This is a genomic window from Mesorhizobium australafricanum (assembly GCF_033977265.1).
GTDB classification, from domain to species: domain Bacteria; phylum Pseudomonadota; class Alphaproteobacteria; order Rhizobiales; family Rhizobiaceae; genus Mesorhizobium; species Mesorhizobium australafricanum.
This window is the reverse complement of the sequence record NZ_JAVIIT010000003.1, coordinates 343,433-361,822: the sequence shown is the minus strand read 5'-3', so window position 1 is coordinate 361,822 and position 18,390 is coordinate 343,433. Positions and strand designations below refer to the sequence as shown.

At 63.7% G+C, this 18,390-nt stretch carries 19 protein-coding genes and 1 pseudogene; 9 read left to right on the top strand and 11 right to left on the bottom strand.

Annotation, left to right across the window (positions count from 1 at the left end; translation table 11 throughout):
* Positions 1–25: 25 nt before the first annotated feature.
* Entirely contained in the window at positions 26–367 is a 342-nt protein-coding gene (locus tag RFM98_RS08595; protein WP_320308459.1) for a hypothetical protein, read from the top strand.
* 26 nt (positions 368–393) lie between these two features.
* Here the strand turns inward: RFM98_RS08595 and RFM98_RS08590 are convergent, their stop codons facing one another.
* From RFM98_RS08590 to RFM98_RS08575, 4 genes are all read right to left on the bottom strand, one after another.
* Positions 394–903 (bottom strand): hypothetical protein, encoded by a 510-nt coding sequence (locus RFM98_RS08590; protein WP_320308458.1) that lies wholly within the window; start codon positions 901–903, stop codon positions 394–396.
* A gap of 573 nt (positions 904–1,476) precedes the next feature.
* Complete coding sequence (locus RFM98_RS08585; RefSeq protein WP_320308457.1) at positions 1,477–1,920, bottom strand: GFA family protein; 444 nt, start codon at positions 1,918–1,920, stop codon at positions 1,477–1,479.
* A 164-nt stretch (positions 1,921–2,084) separates the two neighbouring features.
* On the bottom strand, positions 2,085–2,375 hold the full coding sequence (locus RFM98_RS08580; protein ID WP_320308456.1) for a hypothetical protein: 291 nt from the start codon (positions 2,373–2,375) through the stop codon (positions 2,085–2,087).
* Positions 2,376–2,420: 45 nt separating this feature from the next.
* Complete coding sequence (locus RFM98_RS08575; protein WP_320216183.1) at positions 2,421–2,588, bottom strand: Thivi_2564 family membrane protein; 168 nt, start codon at positions 2,586–2,588, stop codon at positions 2,421–2,423.
* Between the two features lie 201 nt (positions 2,589–2,789).
* On the opposite strand from RFM98_RS08575, the gene RFM98_RS08570 reads away from it, so the two are divergent.
* The gene (locus RFM98_RS08570) at positions 2,790–2,954 is read left to right on the top strand and encodes a DUF3309 family protein (RefSeq protein WP_320216182.1); all 165 of its coding nucleotides are present in this window, start codon (positions 2,790–2,792) and stop codon (positions 2,952–2,954) included.
* Positions 2,955–2,977: 23 nt separating this feature from the next.
* Here the strand turns inward: RFM98_RS08570 and RFM98_RS08565 are convergent, their stop codons facing one another.
* On the bottom strand, positions 2,978–4,843 hold the full coding sequence (locus tag RFM98_RS08565; RefSeq protein WP_320308455.1) for a CHASE3 domain-containing protein: 1,866 nt from the start codon (positions 4,841–4,843) through the stop codon (positions 2,978–2,980).
* Between the two features lie 634 nt (positions 4,844–5,477).
* Between RFM98_RS08565 and RFM98_RS08560 the strand changes: the two genes are divergently transcribed.
* From RFM98_RS08560 to RFM98_RS08540, 5 genes are all read left to right on the top strand, one after another.
* On the top strand, positions 5,478–6,704 hold the full coding sequence (locus RFM98_RS08560) for an anion transporter (RefSeq protein WP_320308454.1): 1,227 nt from the start codon (positions 5,478–5,480) through the stop codon (positions 6,702–6,704).
* A 159-nt stretch (positions 6,705–6,863) separates the two neighbouring features.
* A complete protein-coding gene (locus tag RFM98_RS08555) occupies positions 6,864–7,877 on the top strand; it encodes a LacI family DNA-binding transcriptional regulator (RefSeq protein WP_320308453.1) in 1,014 nt (337 codons plus the stop codon).
* The gene (locus RFM98_RS08550) at positions 7,874–9,391 is read left to right on the top strand and encodes a sugar ABC transporter ATP-binding protein (protein ID WP_320308452.1); all 1,518 of its coding nucleotides are present in this window, start codon (positions 7,874–7,876) and stop codon (positions 9,389–9,391) included. The genes RFM98_RS08555 and RFM98_RS08550 overlap by 4 nt, the downstream gene beginning before the upstream one ends.
* On the top strand, positions 9,391–10,461 hold the full coding sequence (locus RFM98_RS08545; protein ID WP_320216177.1) for an ABC transporter permease: 1,071 nt from the start codon (positions 9,391–9,393) through the stop codon (positions 10,459–10,461). The genes RFM98_RS08550 and RFM98_RS08545 overlap by 1 nt, the downstream gene beginning before the upstream one ends.
* A 72-nt stretch (positions 10,462–10,533) precedes the next feature.
* Positions 10,534–11,520 (top strand): substrate-binding domain-containing protein, encoded by a 987-nt coding sequence (locus RFM98_RS08540; protein ID WP_320308451.1) that lies wholly within the window; start codon positions 10,534–10,536, stop codon positions 11,518–11,520.
* 116 nt (positions 11,521–11,636) lie between these two features.
* Here RFM98_RS08540 and RFM98_RS08535 read toward each other — a convergent pair whose 3' ends face one another.
* Positions 11,637–12,275, bottom strand: a complete 639-nt coding sequence (locus RFM98_RS08535) for a TetR/AcrR family transcriptional regulator (RefSeq protein ID WP_320308450.1) — start codon at positions 12,273–12,275, stop codon at positions 11,637–11,639.
* Between the two features lie 247 nt (positions 12,276–12,522).
* On the bottom strand, positions 12,523–13,608 hold the full coding sequence (locus RFM98_RS08530) for an HPP family protein (protein WP_320308449.1): 1,086 nt from the start codon (positions 13,606–13,608) through the stop codon (positions 12,523–12,525).
* A gap of 159 nt (positions 13,609–13,767) precedes the next feature.
* On the opposite strand from RFM98_RS08530, the pseudogene RFM98_RS08525 reads away from it, so the two are divergent.
* Positions 13,768–13,857 (top strand): annotated as a pseudogene (locus tag RFM98_RS08525) (CGNR zinc finger domain-containing protein); the annotation flags it as partial.
* Positions 13,858–13,905: 48 nt separating this feature from the next.
* Here RFM98_RS08525 and RFM98_RS08520 read toward each other — a convergent pair.
* The 4 genes from RFM98_RS08520 to RFM98_RS08505 all read right to left on the bottom strand — a co-directional run bounded on the left by RFM98_RS08520 (position 13,906) and on the right by RFM98_RS08505 (position 16,849).
* Positions 13,906–14,214 carry a cupredoxin domain-containing protein gene (locus tag RFM98_RS08520; protein ID WP_320308448.1) on the bottom strand — a complete coding sequence of 103 codons (309 nt, stop codon included), beginning with the start codon at positions 14,212–14,214 and terminating at the stop codon, positions 13,906–13,908.
* Complete coding sequence (locus RFM98_RS08515; RefSeq protein ID WP_320308447.1) at positions 14,211–14,735, bottom strand: DUF4142 domain-containing protein; 525 nt, start codon at positions 14,733–14,735, stop codon at positions 14,211–14,213. The genes RFM98_RS08520 and RFM98_RS08515 overlap by 4 nt, the downstream gene beginning before the upstream one ends.
* A 107-nt stretch (positions 14,736–14,842) precedes the next feature.
* Positions 14,843–15,541 carry an RNA polymerase sigma factor gene (locus RFM98_RS08510; RefSeq protein WP_320308446.1) on the bottom strand — a complete coding sequence of 233 codons (699 nt, stop codon included), beginning with the start codon at positions 15,539–15,541 and terminating at the stop codon, positions 14,843–14,845.
* Between the two features lie 135 nt (positions 15,542–15,676).
* Positions 15,677–16,849: a cystathionine beta-lyase gene (locus tag RFM98_RS08505; RefSeq protein ID WP_320308445.1), complete on the bottom strand. Its 1,173-nt coding sequence runs from the start codon at positions 16,847–16,849 to the stop codon at positions 15,677–15,679.
* A gap of 485 nt (positions 16,850–17,334) precedes the next feature.
* Here RFM98_RS08505 and RFM98_RS08500 point away from each other — a divergent pair, with 485 nt between their 5' ends.
* Entirely contained in the window at positions 17,335–18,363 is a 1,029-nt protein-coding gene (locus RFM98_RS08500; RefSeq protein ID WP_320217267.1) for an amino acid ABC transporter substrate-binding protein, read from the top strand.
* Positions 18,364–18,390 lie beyond the last annotated feature (27 nt).

Genomic DNA, 18,390 nt, shown 5'->3' with positions numbered 1-18,390 from the left:
GTGCGCGCGGTGAAGCTGTACGCGGTTGTACGGACGCCTGATCAACGAAGCTGTTGGACATGGCGCGGAAATGTCGATATTTTGCCCGCCCAACCGGATAGCGACCATGCACGAAGACGAGGGCAGCACTCCCGACAAGTTGCAAGCTATGCTTGACGTGATTGCCAGGAGCGAGCCTTCGCTCGAGAGCGGGGAAGCCAATTTCGGCCGATTGAGGGCCGATGCTGCGCAGGCCGCCGGGGTGTTGATCGAATTTTACGGCGATGCGGCCCTCGAGCGCGCCAAGCTTATCGAGCACCGATCGCCCCAATCGCATTTCGCGCGCATGGTCACGGCCGAGGTCGGCAGACGCGGCAAGCGAGGCTAGCCCGCAAACAATCGGCGAAAGCTGCTTCAGGACGATCTTCGCCTCCCCAGCATTCCATCAAGTCGCTGCTCGATCTCTTCCTCGATATTGTCCAGAAGATACGACAACATGTCGTGTCCGATCGATCGCGCGATGTCCTTGGCCTGACCGACGTGATTGTGGATCTCGCGCAGCGACTGTTCCTCGCTCGCGGCATCCTTCGTCAGATCGACGAACCAGCCAGGATAGAGTGCTGCCTCGCCCATATCGTCAACGTAGCATTGACCGACGGCAAGGATCTTGCGAAGCCCCATCTTTTCCGAGCGGACCTTGTAGACTTCCCTGAAGCCAGACCTGCGCTCGATTGCCTTGCGGATAGCCAATCGAACCCTTGGACGATCCTCACGGTCGATGCTTTGCATGCACCGTTCCAGTGATGCGCCGTGCGACAATTCGTCGAGTGTCAGCCCGAAATAATCCGAAAGATTGGCGTCGCCATAGACACGGTCACGCTTGATGTCCCAGGTCCAGAACCCGTCAATCGGTGGATACCGCATATGCATGTTTCGGCCGTGCTCAGGCCCCGACGTCATGAAAACCGCCTCGTCCGGCTTCAAGATTCGCCAACACTATGTAGCAAAAATTGAAAGAAACAAAGGTGGCCTTTTGTACTAAGTCCGAAATCATAAGGCCTGCTGCTTGTGGCAAGTTCGGGCGTCATATTTGACATAAGCAGAAAGATGATGGTCTAAAAAATTTCTTGAGCCGAAAGAATTTTCACTTTGGTATTGCCCGCTGCAGCTTGGTCTTTGGCGTGATAACACTGCGGGAAGGAGGAAAAACAATCCCAAAAGTTGTATTGCAGCAAGAGACGTGGCTAAAAATTCTTATATTTTGCGAAGCCGATAAAACTCAATGGGCACAGGCAACTGAAAACGTGGAGATCACGACTCATTGCAAATGCTATCGGCAGCCGATTGGCCGGCAAACCTACCGGTGGTTGAAAGAGACGAAACTTCGAGAAAAGTCCGCGCGGATCGATCGACAGCCACCTATTTCCGGACATGCCGGAGGGCGCCCTTCGACTGAAGGTCATTGTCGTTCCGACTTAAGTCCGGAAAGAACTCGACCTAGGCCGACCTTTGCTGTGGCTCCTGGCCGACTTCCCCGCCCGCGGCCGAATCATCGGCGATCCGATCGTGCTCGAACTGGCGTGCTTCGGACACGGCCTGCAACCAGGACTCGCGACGTCCGATCCACAACTCGTAACTCGGCAGCAGCCCTTCTGTTGGCGCAATGTCCAGGCTGCCGATCGTGACCTCGGCCTCATCCTCGCCGATGAACGGAACACGGCTTCCACAGGTGGGACAAAAACTGCGAGCGCCGTAGGTGCTGGTGATGCCGGCGGCTTCGAATGCGCGAAGCGGCCACACCGCATAGGCGTGGAAAGCCGATCCGCTTGTCTTGCGGCAGTCCTTGCAGTGGCAAAGGCCGACCCGTAGCGGCTCGCCGGCCACCTGAAACTGTACGCCGCCACACAGGCAACTGCCGCTGCGCTTGATCTCGTTGGACATGGCCGTTCCTCCTGCAGCCCGATCCGGCGCGGCCAGGCCGCTGTCCGTTACAATTCGCCCGGGGTCGGAACGGTTCCGCGCCACGATGCATGTCGCCCAAAAGGGCCTGGCGGTTTTGGGAGAACGACATGCTTCAAAATAGATACGGGCGTGCGTGGCGCTGTTCAATCGGGGAAATTGAAGGGCGGCTCCTCGCATCGATAGAGGCGGCATTCGCCATCGCGGGTAGGAACCGGGATCGATATCGGCACTTCGGGCCAGTCGCATTCATTGCCAAACTGGCGCACGAAGCGGTCATAGGTGTCGGGTCCGGTGGTCAGCACCGCGGCGTGATGGCTTTGGATGAGCGTCTGGGCCTGGGCACAGGTCATGACGCGCGTATCCTGCCGGGCGTGGGCAGTGCTCGCAGCGTAAGCAATCATGCCGGCAATGAGTGTGATCGACAGGGTTCTCATGAGGGACCAGGCTTCGGAGTTTCCGGTGTCGAATACGGAGCGCGGCTAAAACACCGTAAGATATTTCAGCAACGAGATGATCCCGATGATGATGACGATGATCTGCGCGATCTGTCGCGCGCGGGCATCGAGCGGCAGGCGCTGCACGAGGTAGAGCACCAGGATCACCACCAGGAAGGTGATCAGAATGCCGATAAGAACGGATGCGCCCATGTGCCTGCCTCCTTGCCAGGATTGCCCGGATGGGCAGCCTCCAACGTTGCCGGCTGGGAAATGGTTCCACGCAGGCGCGCCTGCCGTGCCGTCGGAAAACCGAAGCCGGCCGCCTACATCGGGGGAACATGCGCGCTGGTTGTGAGTTCACTTCCTCAATAACAAAGCGCGGGATCGCACAGTCACAAAGAGGAAGAAACCATGGGCCTCGGCACAATTCTCATCATCATTCTCATCCTTGCCCTGCTTGGCGGCTTCAGCGGCTTTGGCGGCGGACCTTTCTACGGTACCGGCTATTATGGCGGCGGCGGCCTCGGGCTTGTCCTGGTTATCGTGATCATCCTGGTGCTGCTCGGTCGCATCTGACAGGTGCAAGGCGCGAGCAGGCTTCAGGGTGTCGCCAGCGCGTCCCTGAGCTTCGCAGCCAGTTGTTCCAGCGTGAACGGCTTGGCGACGAAGTGCACATCGTGGTCGAGCACGCCGTTGTGCACGACCGCGTTGCGGGTGAAGCCGGTCATGAACACCACTTTCAGCGAAGGGGAATGCTTGCGTGCCTGTTCGGCGAGCTGCCGGCCATTCATGCCCGCCATGACGATATCCGTCAGCATCAGCGCGATGGCGGCGTTCTCGCCGAGTTTTTGTAGCGCCTCTTCACCGCCGGCCGCCTCGATGACGGTATAGCCGAGCTCCAGCAGCGCGGCGGCCGTCGAAGCACGCACACGGGCGTCGTCCTCGACGAGCAGGACGGTTTCGGTTGCCGGGACATCGCTCCTGCCGCTTGCCCTTGTCGGCGTCGCCGCATCTTCCGGGCCGGTGAAGCGGGCAAGATAGATCTTGATTGTCGTGCCTTCGCCGGGCTCCGAATAGATTTTGACGTGTCCGCCGGATTGCTTGACGAAGCCGAACACCTGGCTGAGCCCGAGCCCAGTCCCTTTGGCCGCTGGCTTGGTGGTGAAGAACGGCTCGAAAGCCTTGGCCATGATGTCCGCCGGCATGCCCGCGCCGGTGTCGGTCACCGCGATCATGACATACTGGCCGGCCTTCACTTCGGGATGCGCCGCCGTATAGGCCTCGTCGAGATGGCAATTGGCGGTCTCGATGGTGAGCTTGCCCTTTTCGTCCATGGCGTCGCGCGCGTTGACCGCCAGGTTGATGATGGCATTCTCGACCTGGCTCGGGTCGGCATGCGTTTTCCAAAGTCCGCCCGCCAGCACCGTTTCGATCTCGATCGCATGGCCGAGCGTGCGGCGCAGAAGATCCGACATGCCGGTGACGAGGCGGTTGGCGTCGACGATCTGCGGCGCCAGCGTTTGCTGTCTCGAAAAGGCAAGCAGCCTGGCCGTGAGGTTGGCGGCGCGCGCCGCGGCATCGGTGGCCGCCTCGACGAAGCTCTGCACGTCATGCTCTCCGCGAGCGAGCTTGCGCTGCGCGAGGTTCATGGCGCTGGTGATGACGGCCAGCATGTTGTTGAAATCATGCGCTATGCCGCCAGTGAGCTGGCCTACCGCCTCCATCTTCTGCACCTGGCGAAGTTGCGACTCCGCTTTTTCACGCGTCTCGATCTCGGCGAGCAGCGCCGCGTTCTTGGCGCTCAGCGCGTCCTGCGCGGCGGCCACGTCCTGGAAACGGCGGCTGGATTGGCGGATCGTGTAGATGCCGAGCAGGGAGATGCCCACCAGTGCCGCGAACGAGCCGGCGCGCAGCCAGCCTTCGATCTGTTCCATGCGCTCGGCGCGGGCCGCGAGGCTCGCGCCGTCGATGCGCCGGATCGCGTCGATATTGGCGCGGATCTGGTCCATGTCCAGCTTGCCGCTGCCGCGGCGCACGATGTCCAGCGCTTTTGCGGTGTTGCCCGTGTCGTAGAGCCGGATCGTCTCTGCGAGCTCGGCCTGCTCGCGGGCAAGCGCGTCCTTGATGCCGACCACCTGTTGCGCCCTGTCGCTGCCGTCGGGAAACATCTCACCGACACGCTTAAGCATTGCCGGCAGCGCATCGACGGCATGCTGGTACGGCAGGAGATAGTTCTTCTCGCCGGTCAGCAGATAGCCGCGCTGGCCGGTCTCTGCGTCCTGGACGAGCGAGAGCAGGCTCGAGAGCAATTGCTGGGCCTCGATCGCTTCGCGGCTGGCGTCGCGGTCCGCAATCTGTGTTTCGGCGAGGATGGCGCGCGCCGCGATAATCAGCGCGACAATGGCAAAGCCGGCAAGGAGCGGAAGCGCTTGCCATCGCAGGGCGCGTCGCAGTCGGACGATCATTGCTTTGCCAGGCCTGAGGAAATCGTGAAATTCGCCAAGTGGTAGGCGGCGGCAAGGCGCAAGGCAATAGTCGGATCCATAAGGGCAATGATAGCAGCAAGCCCGGCATGCCTGGCTATGTCAAACTTTAATGACAGCGGCCCCGGCCGATGCCAGAACAGGCGAAATCGCCGCGGCGGCGTTTGCGGTCGACCGGCTGCTCGAATCTCGCTAGCTCTCGCGCCCGCTGCATTCGAGGCAGACGATGCTGTGTCCCGGACAATTCAGCCGGTGCGTGCCTCCTGGGCAGCAATGGCCGTTCGAGCTAAGCCAACGCGCGCAAACGAAAACCTTCTTGGCCCCCTGACAGCGGGAGCATTCCTGCGGACGCATCAATTCCTCCCGTGATGGGATGCGATGTTCCGCTTCAACGACCGTGTTCATCCGTTTAGTCCCCAACGCCTGGATTATCGGTCACTTATGTTATTTCACTATTCTTTACATTAGGGTTTATGAATGTGAAAGCCACGAAAGCGTCACGACGCTTTCATGCGCTTGGCCGCTTCCCCTTTGCGCTGCCTTTGCTAAATGTGACGCCGCCCCATGCGTCGGCAGATTCTGGCGGCCAGGGGCAGGCAACGGGAACCTTCTTGCAATGACATGGACCGGCGCGGGCGCGCTTTTCATCCTCGTGCTCACCTATGCCGGCGTTGCCGTCGGTCGCATTCCGGGCCTGCGCCTCGACCGCGCCGGCATCGCGCTGCTCGGCGGCGCCGCCATGATCGCTATCGGCGCGATCGGCATCGAGGATGCCTACAAAGCCATCAATTTCGACACCATCACGCTGCTGCTCGGCATGATGATCGTGGTCGCGCATCTCAAGGTGTCGGGCGCGTTTCGCGCGCTCGGCGGCTTTGCCATCGAGCACGCCCATGCACCCTTCATGCTTTTGGTGATGGTGACGCTGCTGACCGGCGTGCTCTCGGCCTTCCTGGTCAATGACGCGATCTGCCTGGTGATGGCTCCGATCGTCGTCCATGTCACCCGCGTCATCAACCGCAACCCGGTGCCTTACCTCATCGCCACCTGCACGGCCTCGAATTGCGGCAGCGTCGCCACTATAACCGGCAATCCGCAGAACATGGTGATCGGCGCGCTGTCCGGCATTTCCTATCCGGCTTTCGCGCTGGCGCTCGCGCCGGTGGCGCTGTTCAGCTTGTTTTGCGTCATCGTCATCGTGCGCATCGTCTACCGCGCCGAATTCTCCCGCCCCGCCGAACTCAGCCCCGAGGTCTATCGCGGCCGCATGCTGCCCGGACAGGTGCTGAAGGCCACCATCGTCTGCGTGATGCTGGCGTTCGCCTTCTTCGCCGGCGTTCCCGTCGCCAAGGCGGCGCTGATTGCCGGCGCCTTCCTGCTGGTCACCCGGGCAATCAAGCCGCGGCGCATCTATCGCGAGATCGACGGCCCGCTGCTCTTCATGTTCGCCGGTCTGTTCGTGGTGGTGGCGGGCGCCGAGCGCACGCTGCTCACGCCCGACATGATCGCCTGGGCGAAGAACATCGGCCTCGACGACGTCTGGCGGCTCTCTGGCTTCACCGCCGTGCTTTCCAACATCATGAGCAATGTGCCGGCGGTGCTGGCGCTCCGCCCGTTCATCCCCGGGCTGGAAAACCCGGAGCGCGCCTGGCTGGTCGTGGCGATGAGCTCCACGCTTGCCGGGAATTTCACGCTGCTCGGCTCGGTCGCCAACCTGATCGTCGCCGAGCAGGCGAAAGCGGCCGGCAAGGAGCTTTCCTTTTCCTCCTTCTTCAAGGTTGGCCTGCCGCTGACGCTGGTGACGCTTCTCGCCGGCACCGCCTGGCTGGCTTTCACTTCCTGATCGTCGACTTTTCGCCAGCGCTAAAAATCTGGCGCGCTCCGTCATCGAAACGATTGCGCAAACGTTTCGATGATTCTATGGTTTGGCCAAATCCGACGAAGAGCGGACGGGAAACGCGAGATAGGGAGGAGCGCTTGCGGGCACTCCGTAAGAGTCGTCATGCCGACAATGGCTGAGGTCGCGCGCCGGGCCGGCGTCTCGGTTTCGACCGTTTCGCATGTCGTCAACCGTACCCGCTTCGTCTCGCCCGAAAAGGCGCAGCTTATCAACGACGCCATCGCGGCCATGGGCTACCAGCCCAACGAATTGGCGCGCTCGCTCAAAGTCGCCTCGACCAACAGCGTCGGGCTCGCCATCTCCGCGATTTCCAACCCTTACTTCACCGACATCATCTGCGCCGTCGAAGCCGAGTGCGCACGGCTCGGGCTGATGGTGTTCTTGTCCGACACCCAGGAAGACCCGGATCGCGAATTGCAGGTCGTGCGCGCCTTCCATCAGCGGCGCGTCGACGGCGTCATCCTGGCGCCGTCGGGCGCGCCGCTGCGGGCGATCGAGTATCTCGCCGACAAACAAGTGCCGTGTGTGCTTATAGACCGCTTCGCCGACGACCGCTTCGACCAGATCGGCGTCGAGAACGACACGGCGATGCGCGCGCTGATCGACCATGTCGCTTCCTTTGGCCACAGACGCATCGGCTATATTGCCGGCCAGCCAGGACTCGCCACCACACGCGAGCGCATCGAGGCCTTTCGCGCCTCGCTCGCCGCCAATGGACTTGAATGCCTGCCGCACTATGTCTCGCCGCAGAATGTCGACACGGCGAGCGCCACGGCATCGACGCATGCGGTCCTTTCGCTGCCCGCGCCGCCCACCGCACTTGTCACCGGCAACAACATGACGACGATCGGGGCAGTCCGCGCCATCCGCGAAAAGGGTCTTTCGATCCCGAGCGACCTATCGCTGGTCGGCTTCGACGATTTCGAATGGGCCGACTGTTTCGAGCCGCGTCTGACATTGGTCGAGCAGCCCTGCACCGAGATCGGGCGCCAGGCCGCCGCGCAGCTCAGCGCCCGCATCGCTTCCAGCGACGCGGCACCCCATGCCGTACGGCTGCGGGCGACGCTGCAGGTGCGTGAATCTTGCGCGAAGCCGGCCCACACGAGGCAGACATGAGCGCGCCGCTGCTTTCCGTAACCGGCGCGGTCAAACGCTTCGGCGGCGTGCAAGCGCTGCGCGGCGTCGATTTCGACCTCAAGGCAGGCGAGATCCACGCGCTGCTCGGCGAGAACGGCGCCGGCAAGTCGACGCTGATGAACCTGCTGTCGGGCGTCTATACGCCGGACGAGGGCGAAATCCGGGTCGACGGCAAACAGGTGGTCTTCAACAATCCGCGCGAGGCCCAAGCCGCCGGCATTGCCACCATCTTCCAGGAACTCGACCTTGTGCCTTCGCTCGACGTCGCGGCGAACCTCTTCCTCGGCCGCGAGTTAATGCGGCCGGGCGGCATGCTCGACGTGCCGGCGATGCGCCGCGAGGCGAAGAAGCGACTGGAAGCGATCGAGCTCGCCATCGATCCGGCGCGGCTCGTGGCCGACCTCTCGATCGGCCAGCGCCAGGTGGTGGCGATCGTCAAGGCGCTGTCCTATGCCTCGCGGGTGCTGATCATGGATGAGCCGACCGCGGCGCTCACCGTCGGCGAGGTCGAGCGCCTGTTCGACATCATGCGCAAGCTGGCCGCGACCGGCGTCGGCATTGTCTACATCTCGCATCGACTGGAGGAAGTGCCTGAGATCGCCGATCGCGTGACGGTGATGCGCGACGGCCGCGTCGCCGGCATTAGCGAACCGCACGCGCCGCAGGCCGAGTTGGTGCGTCTGCTGGTCGGGCGGCCGCTGGACGAGCTTTATCCCGGGCGTGCCAAGAGCGCCGGCAAGACGCTGCTCAGCCTCAAGGACGCCAGCTTCACGCTTGCGCGCGAAAGCGCCGGCTGGCAGCCGCCGAGCGGCATCTCGCTCGAGGTCAGGGAAGGCGAGATCGTAGGCCTCGCCGGCATCATGGGGGCAGGGCGCACCGAGCTGCTTTCGGCACTCTACGGCACCGGCCTTGCCGGCCGCTGGCAGGGCGAGGTGGCGGTCGACGGCCGGCCGGTGAAACTCGAATCCATCAACGCCGCCCGCAAGGCGGGCATTGCCTTCGTCACCGACGACCGGCGCGGCAGCGGCCTGATGCTTCGGATGGCGGTTGGCCTCAATCTGGTGATGTCGGTCATCCGCCGCATCTCGCCGGCAGGCCTGATGTCGCCACGCCGCCAGGCGGAGGCCGTGACGCAATCCTTCAGCCAGTTCGACATCCGCCCGAAGAACCCGGATATCGCGGTCGGCGCGCTTTCCGGCGGCAACCAGCAAAAGGTGGTGCTGGCCAAGGAGATCCTCGGCAACCCACGCCTGCTCCTGCTCGACGAGCCAACGCGCGGCGTCGATGTCGGCGCCAAGGGCGAGATCTACGCCAGGCTGCGGGCGCTCGCGGCGCAGGGGCTGGGCATATTGGTCGCCTCCAGCGAGATGCCGGAGCTGATCGGTCTCTGCGACCGGATCGTGGTGCTGCGCCGGGGGCGCAATGTGGCGGAATTCAATGGCGGCGTCGACGAGCACACCGTGCTTGCCGCGGCAAATGGCAGGGAGGCCTGATGTCGGACCAGAAGATTTCGGTGGCGGTCAACCCGGCGGCTTCAAGCCCGGCGCCAGCTGCGGCGCAAAAGCACGGCGTCGACCCGCTGGCCATCATCGTGCGCTTCCAGAGCCTGATCGGCCTGGTGCTGGTGGCGATCGGCGGCGTCATCTTCTCGCCGCGGCGCCATGGCGAAATCCTGTTCCTCAACCCCGACAACATCGCCAACATCGTGCGGGCCGTATCGGAGACCGGCATCATCGCCATTGGCATGACCTTCGTCATCATCACCGCCGGCATCGATCTCTCGGTCGGCGCGGTGCTCGGTCTCTCCGCCGTGGTCACCGCCACCATGATGATCTCCGGCGGCTTCGGGCTGATCCCGACCATTTTGGCGGTGCTCGCCATGGGCGTCGTCTTCGGCATCGTCCAGGGCGCGATCTCCACCCGCTTCCGGCTGGAGGCGTTCATCGTGACCCTGGCCGGCCTGCAGGCGGCGCGAGGTCTGGCGCTGATCGTCTCCGGCAACCAGTACATCAACATCTCCTATGGCGACGGGCCGGGCCTGGCGCCGCCTGTCTTCGCGGTGCTGGGCGAGCGCCTGTTCGACAACACCGTGCCGGTGGCGACTATCGTCTTCATTATTTTTGCCGCGATCGCCACGCTGGTGCTCAACACCACGCGCTTCGGCCGCTACGTCTATGCCGTCGGCGGCAACGAGCGCGCCGCGCGCATTTCCGGCGTTCCGGTGTCGATGGTGAAGATTTCGGTCTACGCCATCACCGGTTTTGCCTCGGCGCTTGCCGGCATCGTCCATGCCGGTCAGTTCAACTTCGGCAGCGCCAATGACGGCATGGGCTATGAGCTCACCGCAATCGCCGCCGTGGTCATCGGCGGCACCAGCCTGTTCGGCGGCGCGGGTTCCATGGTCGGCACCGTCGCCGGCACGATCATGCTCGGCGCCTTGGCCAACATCCTTCAGCTCAACAACATCACCCCCGCCACGCAGCTGCTCGCGACCGCCGCGATCATCGTGCTCGCGGCAGTGCTTCAATCCCTCGTTCGCCGCCGCGAGGGATTGGGTCGATAGGAGGCCGGCGGCGGCATAGGTGAGACTGCAACCAAGGTCCGGCACCCCGGCCGGACGAGGAGGAGAGTGAGTATGAAAACCACGTTGAGAGGATCGCGCGCCCTTCGGGTCGCGTTGCTGGCGGGCGCCGGCCTGTGCATCGCAGGGAGCGCTCAGGCAGCCGAGCCGCTGGTGAAGGCCTGCGCCAAGGACGGCCAGTTCGTCATCGGCTTTTCGCAGGCCAACAACGCCGAACCCTATCGCCAGCACGTCAATGACGAACTGACGGCGGCGGCCAAGGAAGTGCCGGGCTTCACCCTGCAGATCGCCGACGGCGCCGGCAACGTCAACACGCAGACCTCGCAGGTCGACAACTTCATCACCCAGAAGGTCGATATCCTGTTGATCTCGCCCTTCGAGGCAGCGCCCCTGACGCCTGCCGTGAAGCGCGCCATGGATGCCGGCATCCCGGTGATCGAGCTCGACCGCAAGACAGTCGGCGACCCCGGCAAGGACTACACCGCCTTCATCGGCGGCGACAATTTCAAGATCGCCGAGGAAGCCGGCAAGTACACGGCCTCGAAGCTTTTGCCCGATGGCGGCGAAGCGGCGGTGCTGGAAGGCCTGCCGAGCTCGACGCCGGCGGTGGAGCGCTTGAACGGATTCAAGGAAGGCGTGAAGGGGAATGCCAAGATCCAGATCGTCGCCGAACAGGCGGCCGACTGGGTTCCGGATAAAGCCCAGACCGCCTTTGCCGCAATGCTGCAGGCGCATCCCGACATCAAGGTGCTCTATGCCTCGAACGACATGATGGCGGCGGGCGCGCTGCTGGCCGCCAAGGGCGCCGGCAAGGACGTCAAGATCATCGGCACCGACGGCCTGCCTGGGCCGGCCGGCGGTATCGAGGCGGTGGCCAAGGGCGACTGGGCGGCGACCTTCACCTATCCGACCGGCGCCAAGGAAGCGATCGAGATGTCCAAGAAGATCCTGCTCGACTGCGCGACGTCGGTGGAACCGACTGTGACGGTGGACACCACCGCGATCACGGCGGAGAATGCCAAGTCGATGATGGGGAAGTAGCCGGCGCCTGAACTTCGGAGATTGAGATGGCAAGGCCCTGGGAGGGGCCTTGTTCGTTTTGGTGAAGACCCACTGGACGTGGAGTCTCAACAGCGAGGTCTTGTCCCGGTCGAGGGCTACGGCGATGTCGCCGAGCCTAACCGTTGAGCATTTTTCCTGGAATTGCTCTGGGCGCCTGCGTTCGCCATCCGCGCCCGCACCAGCGTTGCGGCGGCATGGCCGGCAGCGGCGACGTAGTCTGGATTGTGATGGATCAGCATGCTGGAAAAGGCGCCGTCCATCAAAAGCACGATCTCGCGCGCCAGCATCTTCGCCTCGCCGACATCGTGGTCTGAAAGCGCGCCTGCCAGCCATTTTTCGAAATTGGTTTTGTGGCGCGCTCCAGCCTTCACCGCCGGATGTCCGGGCATCGCGGCGAGCTCTGCCGCCGTGCGCAGGAAGCCGCAGCCCTTCCATTTGGGATGGCGCGCCACCCGCGCCAGGTTGGTGAAGATCGCCTCGACCTTTTTGTCCGCGCCGCCTTTTGCCGCCTCGAACCAGCCGGCCATCTGCTCGAGGTTAGGCTGGTCGCGGCCCTCGAGATAGGCCGCGATCAGGTCGTCCTTGCTCTTGAAATGGTAGTAGAGGGTGCGCTTGGTGAGCCCGGCTTTCTCGGCCACGGCGTCCACGCTGACGCGGCCGATGCCTTCCGCATAGAAGAGCTTGGTCGCCGCCTCGACGAGGCGTTTTCGCGTGGGATTGGGCTTTTCGCTCATTGGTCAAGTATACCGACTAGTGAATATACAAGCAATCGAATGCCTGCTCCTTATCCCGCCGAACCGGTCCCCACGGTCGATCTGCGCGAAGGGCTCAATGACTGGGTCGAGCGGCGCCGGCCGGCGGGCCGCGGCGCGGTAGGGTCGGCGGGTCAGGACCAGCCGCTGAAAACGCGGCTGTAACGGACGGAGCGATGATGGTCGCGACGGCAAGAGCCAGATCGCCCGCACCTCTCCAGGCTGCAGCCTATGCTGCCGATTTAAGGCCCGTCCCGTCTGTTGGCCGCACGCGCGTGGCGGCCGCCAGCAGATCGGTCTGGGTGATCAGCCCGAGAATATGCCGGCCGCCATCGACGATCACCACCGCATGGCTGCGCCCGTCGGTCAGCACCGGCAGCAGGCTCATCGCCGGCGTGTCGGGGGAGGCGGTGCCGGCCTTCGACATCACCTCCTTCACCGTGTCGGTCGCTCTTGTCAGTTCGCGCAGACCGACCGCGCCGGTGAGGTGGCCGCCCGCGTCGACCACCGGCAAGGTGCGGATGTTGTGGTCGATCAGCTGTTTGCGCGCCTCGTCGGCGGACGCCGTTTCCGGCACCGAGATCACGTCGCGGGACATGATGTCCTGGCACAGCAGCGTGCGCTGCGAGCGCACCATCGCCTGCAGCTCGACCTGGCGCAGCAGGCGCTCCAGGTCGTCACGGTCGATGTCGAAGGTCTCGTCGAGCGCGGAGAGCGCCGCATCGACATCCTCGGGCCGGAAGCCGACGCGCTCGGCCGGCGGCCGGTCGGCTGTGCCGTGGCGATTGGTGACAGGCACGTGCACATGGGGATAGCTGCGCCGCGATAGCTTGTGAAACAGGAAGCCGAGCGTAACCAGGATGATCGAGTTCAGCGCCACCGGCACGAAGGGAAACAGGAAGCCGGCGGCGGCAACGGCCGGCCCGCCGAGCACGCCGGTAAGCGCCGCGGCGCCGCCCGGCGGATGCAGTGAGCGCGTGAACGACATGGCGGCGATCGCCAGCGCCACTGCAAGGCCCGAGGCAATCACCGTGTCGTGCACAAAATGCGCCACCGTCACGCCGATCAGCGCCGAAATCGTGTTGCCGCCGATGATCGACCAAGGCTGCGCCAGCGGGCTCGACGGGACGGCAAAGAGCAGCACGGCGGAAGCGCCCATGGGCGCCACCAGCATCGCCACAAGCGGGCCGCTGCCCATGGCGAGCCCGCTGATCATGCCGGTGAGCGCGATACCGATGGTCGCGCCGATGCAGGCAAGCAGCCGTTCGCGAAGCGTCGCGCCGGCAAGGATCGGAACGAAAAGGCGAAACGCCATGGCAGGCCCTGGATCGAATAGGTGGAATTGCGCTGCTCGCAATGCCGCTGAAACTTCGGATTTGGAAGCCAAACCAATCCGTATATTCGCAGCCAGAGAGAATATTATTGCGCGGCGAGCCGCGCAGCACGTGCCGCCAGCGGCCTGCCGATCATACCCAGGGGGCACAGGCGCCGCTGGTGCAGCATGGCGGCCTGCGGCAACCGGGCAAAACAGGCCGCGCACCGGCATCGGCACAAGGAAGACCATCACCAGGGCCCAGCGAGGCGCGGCGCGCCTCGCTTTCCGGATGGCGGACTATGGGGCCACTTCGACATGGCCCTTCATGTTCGGATGGAAGCGGCAGAAATAGTCGACCGCTCCCGCGGCCTTCAGCGTGACCTTGCCTTTCGACTTTGCCGGGATCATCACATCCCAGCCGCCTTTGACCGTGGCGGTGTGGGCGAGAATATCCTTGTTCGTCCACTCGATCGTATCGCCGACCTTGGCCCGGACGCTTGCCGGCGAGAAGACCAGCTTGTCGATCGTCACCTCGATGGTCGCCGCGAACGCCGGCGATGTGCCGAGCGCCAACGCCAGCGCCGGGGCAAGAAGCAGCGACCTCATTTCAACATGCCGGCGACACGTTCGGCATGTTGCTCATGCCCCTGGAAAATCTTGAGGCCTGTCTCCAGCAGGCTCTTCAGCTCGGCATTGCTGGCCGATGGGATGAGCAGGGTTTCGAGCGCGGTGTCGACCTGCTTGTGATAGGCGACTTCGTTCTCGATATAGGCCTTGTCGAAGTCTGCCCCCTTGAGCTTCGCCAGCTTGGCGTGCTCTTCCTTGGCGGCTTTGGCCAGCGCCTTGCTGGTGTCGTTGTCCTCGGGCGTGACCTTCAGCTTCTTCACCAGGTCGAGCGCCTGCTTGTTCACCGCCGCATGGTCGCGCTCCATGTCCTTGGCGAAGTCGACGACCTCCTTGTTCTTGGACTTCTCAATCGCCAGCTTGGCCGCGTCGATGTCGATCGCGCCGGCCGTATAGGCGATGTGGGCGATCTGCGGGTCGGTGGGCTTTTCGGCGACTTGCGCCAGCGGCGCGGCGCTCGCCAAGAAAAGGGCGGCGAGGGCGGCGGTTGATCGCATAGACATGGCATCTCCTTTGCCCGGTGGCGCTGGCCCCGGGCTTCATCTGGTGTTGACTGCCATTGGATGCCGGGAAGAGCGAAACGTTCCCGGGAACGGCCAGGAGACCGGAATTAGTGCTCGAATCCCAGCCTTCTCATCACCGCCTGGGTCAGCCGCTCGCAGCGCCGGCCGGCGAAGGGGAAGGCGTCGAGCAGCACCGGGCCGATCTCGTCGTCGAGCGCCTTTCGCACCAGCGCCCGCGCCCGGTGCAGTCGCGTCTTCACGGTCTCGGGCCGCACACCCAGAAGGTCGGCGGTTTCCTCGATGCTCAGGCCCTCGATGACGCGAGCGATGAAAACGCTGCGGTAGACATCGGGAAGGCTGTCGGTTGCCCGTTCGACAAGCACGAGGATCTGCCGCTGCGCCATCGTCCGCTCCGGATCGTCGCCTGGATTCGAGTCGTTTCGGTTTAGGGGAAACCGGATGATCTTCGCCTCCGGGTTTTCGGGCATCGTCACGATGCGCTTGCGCTTGCGCAACCGGCCGAGCGCTTCGTTGATGACGATGCGCGACAGCCAGGTGGAAAGCGACGCCTCGCCGCGAAAGGCGCCGAGACTGGCAAAGGCGCGCATATAGGCTTCCTGCACGATGTCCTCGGCCTCGGCGTCGTTGCGGACCACGCCGCGAGCGATGCGGTAGAGCCGCTGGTTGTGCGTCTTGATGATGGCGCGGAACGCCTCCGGATCGCGCGCAAGAGCCCGGCGCACCAACGCCATGTCGCCGGCCTCGGCCGCACCGATCCCGGCGGCTTCAATAGCGGGCCTTCTCATCTCGATCTCCCGGCAACTGTTACATCCGCGATTGGATGCGCCTGCCGACAAAAGGTTCCCGAGCTGGTTGCACAGCCATGCTACCGCTTTCGGCCGAGGCTTGTCTGCGGCCGCCGGCGCCTGCCGATCGGCCTGTCATCCGGCGGTCGCGGCCGCTGCGAGCCCACGCAGGATGTCGGCCTTGAGATCCTCGACATCCTCCAGCCCGATCTGCAGGCGGATCAGCGAGCCGGCATAGGCGCCTTTGGCTATGGTGCGGTCGCCGAGAGAGACCGGAACGGCGAGGCTCTCATAGCCGCCCCAGGAATAGCCGAGGCCGAAGATCTTGAGCGCGTCGAGGAAGGCATGCTGCGCTTTCTGCCCGCCGCCGTTGAGCACGATCGAAAAGATGCCGCTGGAGCCGCAGAAATCGCGCTTCCAGAGCGCATGGTCGGGATGGCTTTCCAGCGCCGGATGCAGCACCTGTGCCACGCCCGGCTGCACCTCCAGCCAGCGCGCGATATCGAGCGCGCTCTTGCGGTGGTGCTCGAGCCGCACCCCCATCGTGCGCAGACCGCGCAGCACTTGGTAGATATCGTCGGGTCCCGAACAGCAGCCGAGCGTGCAGAAGCCCTCGTAGAGCTGCTTCCAATAGGTCTCGTTGGCCGACACCGTGCCGAGCAGAACGTCCGAATGGCCGGCCGGATACTTCGTCGCCGCATGGATCGAGATGTCGACACCATGGTCGAGCGGCTTGAAATAGAGCGGCGTCGCCCAGGTGTTGTCCATCATGACGATAGCGCCTGCGGCACGCGCGGCCCTGGCGATCGCCGGGATGTCCTGCACCTCATAGGTGTTCGATCCCGGTGATTCGGTGAACACCACCTTGGTGTTGGGCTTGATCAGCGATTGGATGCCGGCGCCGATGCGCGGCTCGTAATATTCGACCTCGACGCCGAGCCGCTTCAGCATCGTATCGGCGAAGTGGCGCGTCGGGTGGTAGACGCTGTCGACGATCAACAGGTGATCGCCCGCGCCAAGGAAGGTCAGGAGCGGCACCGTCACCGCCGCCAGCCCCGAAGGCACCGCGATGGTGCCGGCCGAACCTTCCAGCGCATCGACGGCGAGCGTCAGCGCATCCATCGTCGGCGTGCCGCGTGTGCCATAGGTGTATTTCTGCGTGCGCGCGGCCATCGACGCGGCGTCGGGATAGAGCACGGTCGAGGCATGCACGACCGGCGGATTGACGAAGCCGAAATAGTCGCGGGGGTTGTTGCCGGAATGGGCAAGCCGCGTGTTGATGCCCATTTCGATGCCGTCTTTAGCCATGGTTCGTCGCCAGCCAATTCAAGTAAGGGGTCGAATGATGTCAGGAGACCAGCCATAAAGCGGCGGCAAAGCCGGCGCAACCGCGCCAGGTCCGCCAAAAGCCGGCCTTCCGCTGGGCCAATCCAAGGGCGTACGCGCCCAATAAAGCACCGTTATTGCCGAAGCGGATTTTGCCGCCCAGCCATGGCTTGGCGACGACGCGACTTGACTGATTTGTTCGCACGGCCTGCCGGTTTCATGGTGCTCTTGTCCGCAATTCAGGCATTTGCGGCAATTGCTTTTCAAACCTGTCGCAATTCGGTCATTTCCCTTGACCTCACGGGAATAATCGCCTTCGATGCGCGTCGTGAATGGGAGGCAGCGCATCGGCAACCGATGCGGGTCCGGGAGTGGGCCTTAGTGGGAGCTGCATTCACAAACGAAAAAAGATCAAAGCGTCGGCTGGCAGCAGGACGCCTATAGTAACAGAAAAGGGTCTGTGGGTCATGAAACACATTGCAATCGGCATCCTTGGCGCCGCCGCGCTCGGGTTTATGGCGTCCGCCGCTTCGGCCGGCACGCTCGATACCGTGAAGCAGAAGGGCTTTATCCAGTGCGGCGTCTCGACCGGCCTCGCCGGCTTCTCGGCGCCGGATGACAAGGGTGACTGGAAAGGCATCGACGCGGACTTCTGTCGCGCCGTTGCGGCCGCCGTCTTCGGTGACGGCTCCAAGGTCAAGTTCACGCCGCTCAGCGCCAAGGAGCGTTTCACCGCCCTGCAGTCGGGCGAAATCGACATCCTGTCGCGCAACACCACCTGGACCAGCAACCGCGACAGCGCGCTCGGCCTCGATTTTGTCGGCATCACCTACTATGACGGCCAGGGCTTCATGATCAACGCCAAGAAGCTGCCGGGCGTGAACTCCGCGCTGCAGCTTTCGGGCGCCGCCGTCTGCGTGCAGAGCGGCACCACGACCGAGCTCAACCTCGCCGACTACTTCAAGAAGAACAAGATGGAGTACAACCCCGTCGTGTTCGAGAAGCTGGAAGAGGTCAACGCCGCCTATGACGCGGGCCGTTGCGACGCTTACACCACCGACCAGTCCGGCCTCTATGGCATCCGCTTGACGCTCTCCGCGCCGGCCGACCATGTCGTGCTGCCCGAGATCATCTCCAAGGAGCCGCTCGGCCCGGCCGTGCGCCAGGGCGACGACCAGTGGGCGCATATCGCGCGCTGGACGTATTTCGCGCTGCTCAACGCCGAGGAAGCCGGCATCACGCAGGCCAATGTCGATGAGATGAAGACGTCCGCCGACCCCAACATCCAGCGCATCCTGGGCACCGAACCCGATGGCAAATACGGCGCCGATCTAGGCCTCTCCAACGATTTTGTTGTCAACATCGTCAAGGCTGTCGGCAATTACGGTGAAATGTTCGAGCGCAATGTCGGCTCGGGCAGCCCGCTCAAGATCGCGCGCGGCATCAACGCGCTTTGGACCAAGGGCGGCCTGCAATATGGTCCGCCAATCCGCTGATTGAAACGTGATCCGGGAGGTAGGTCG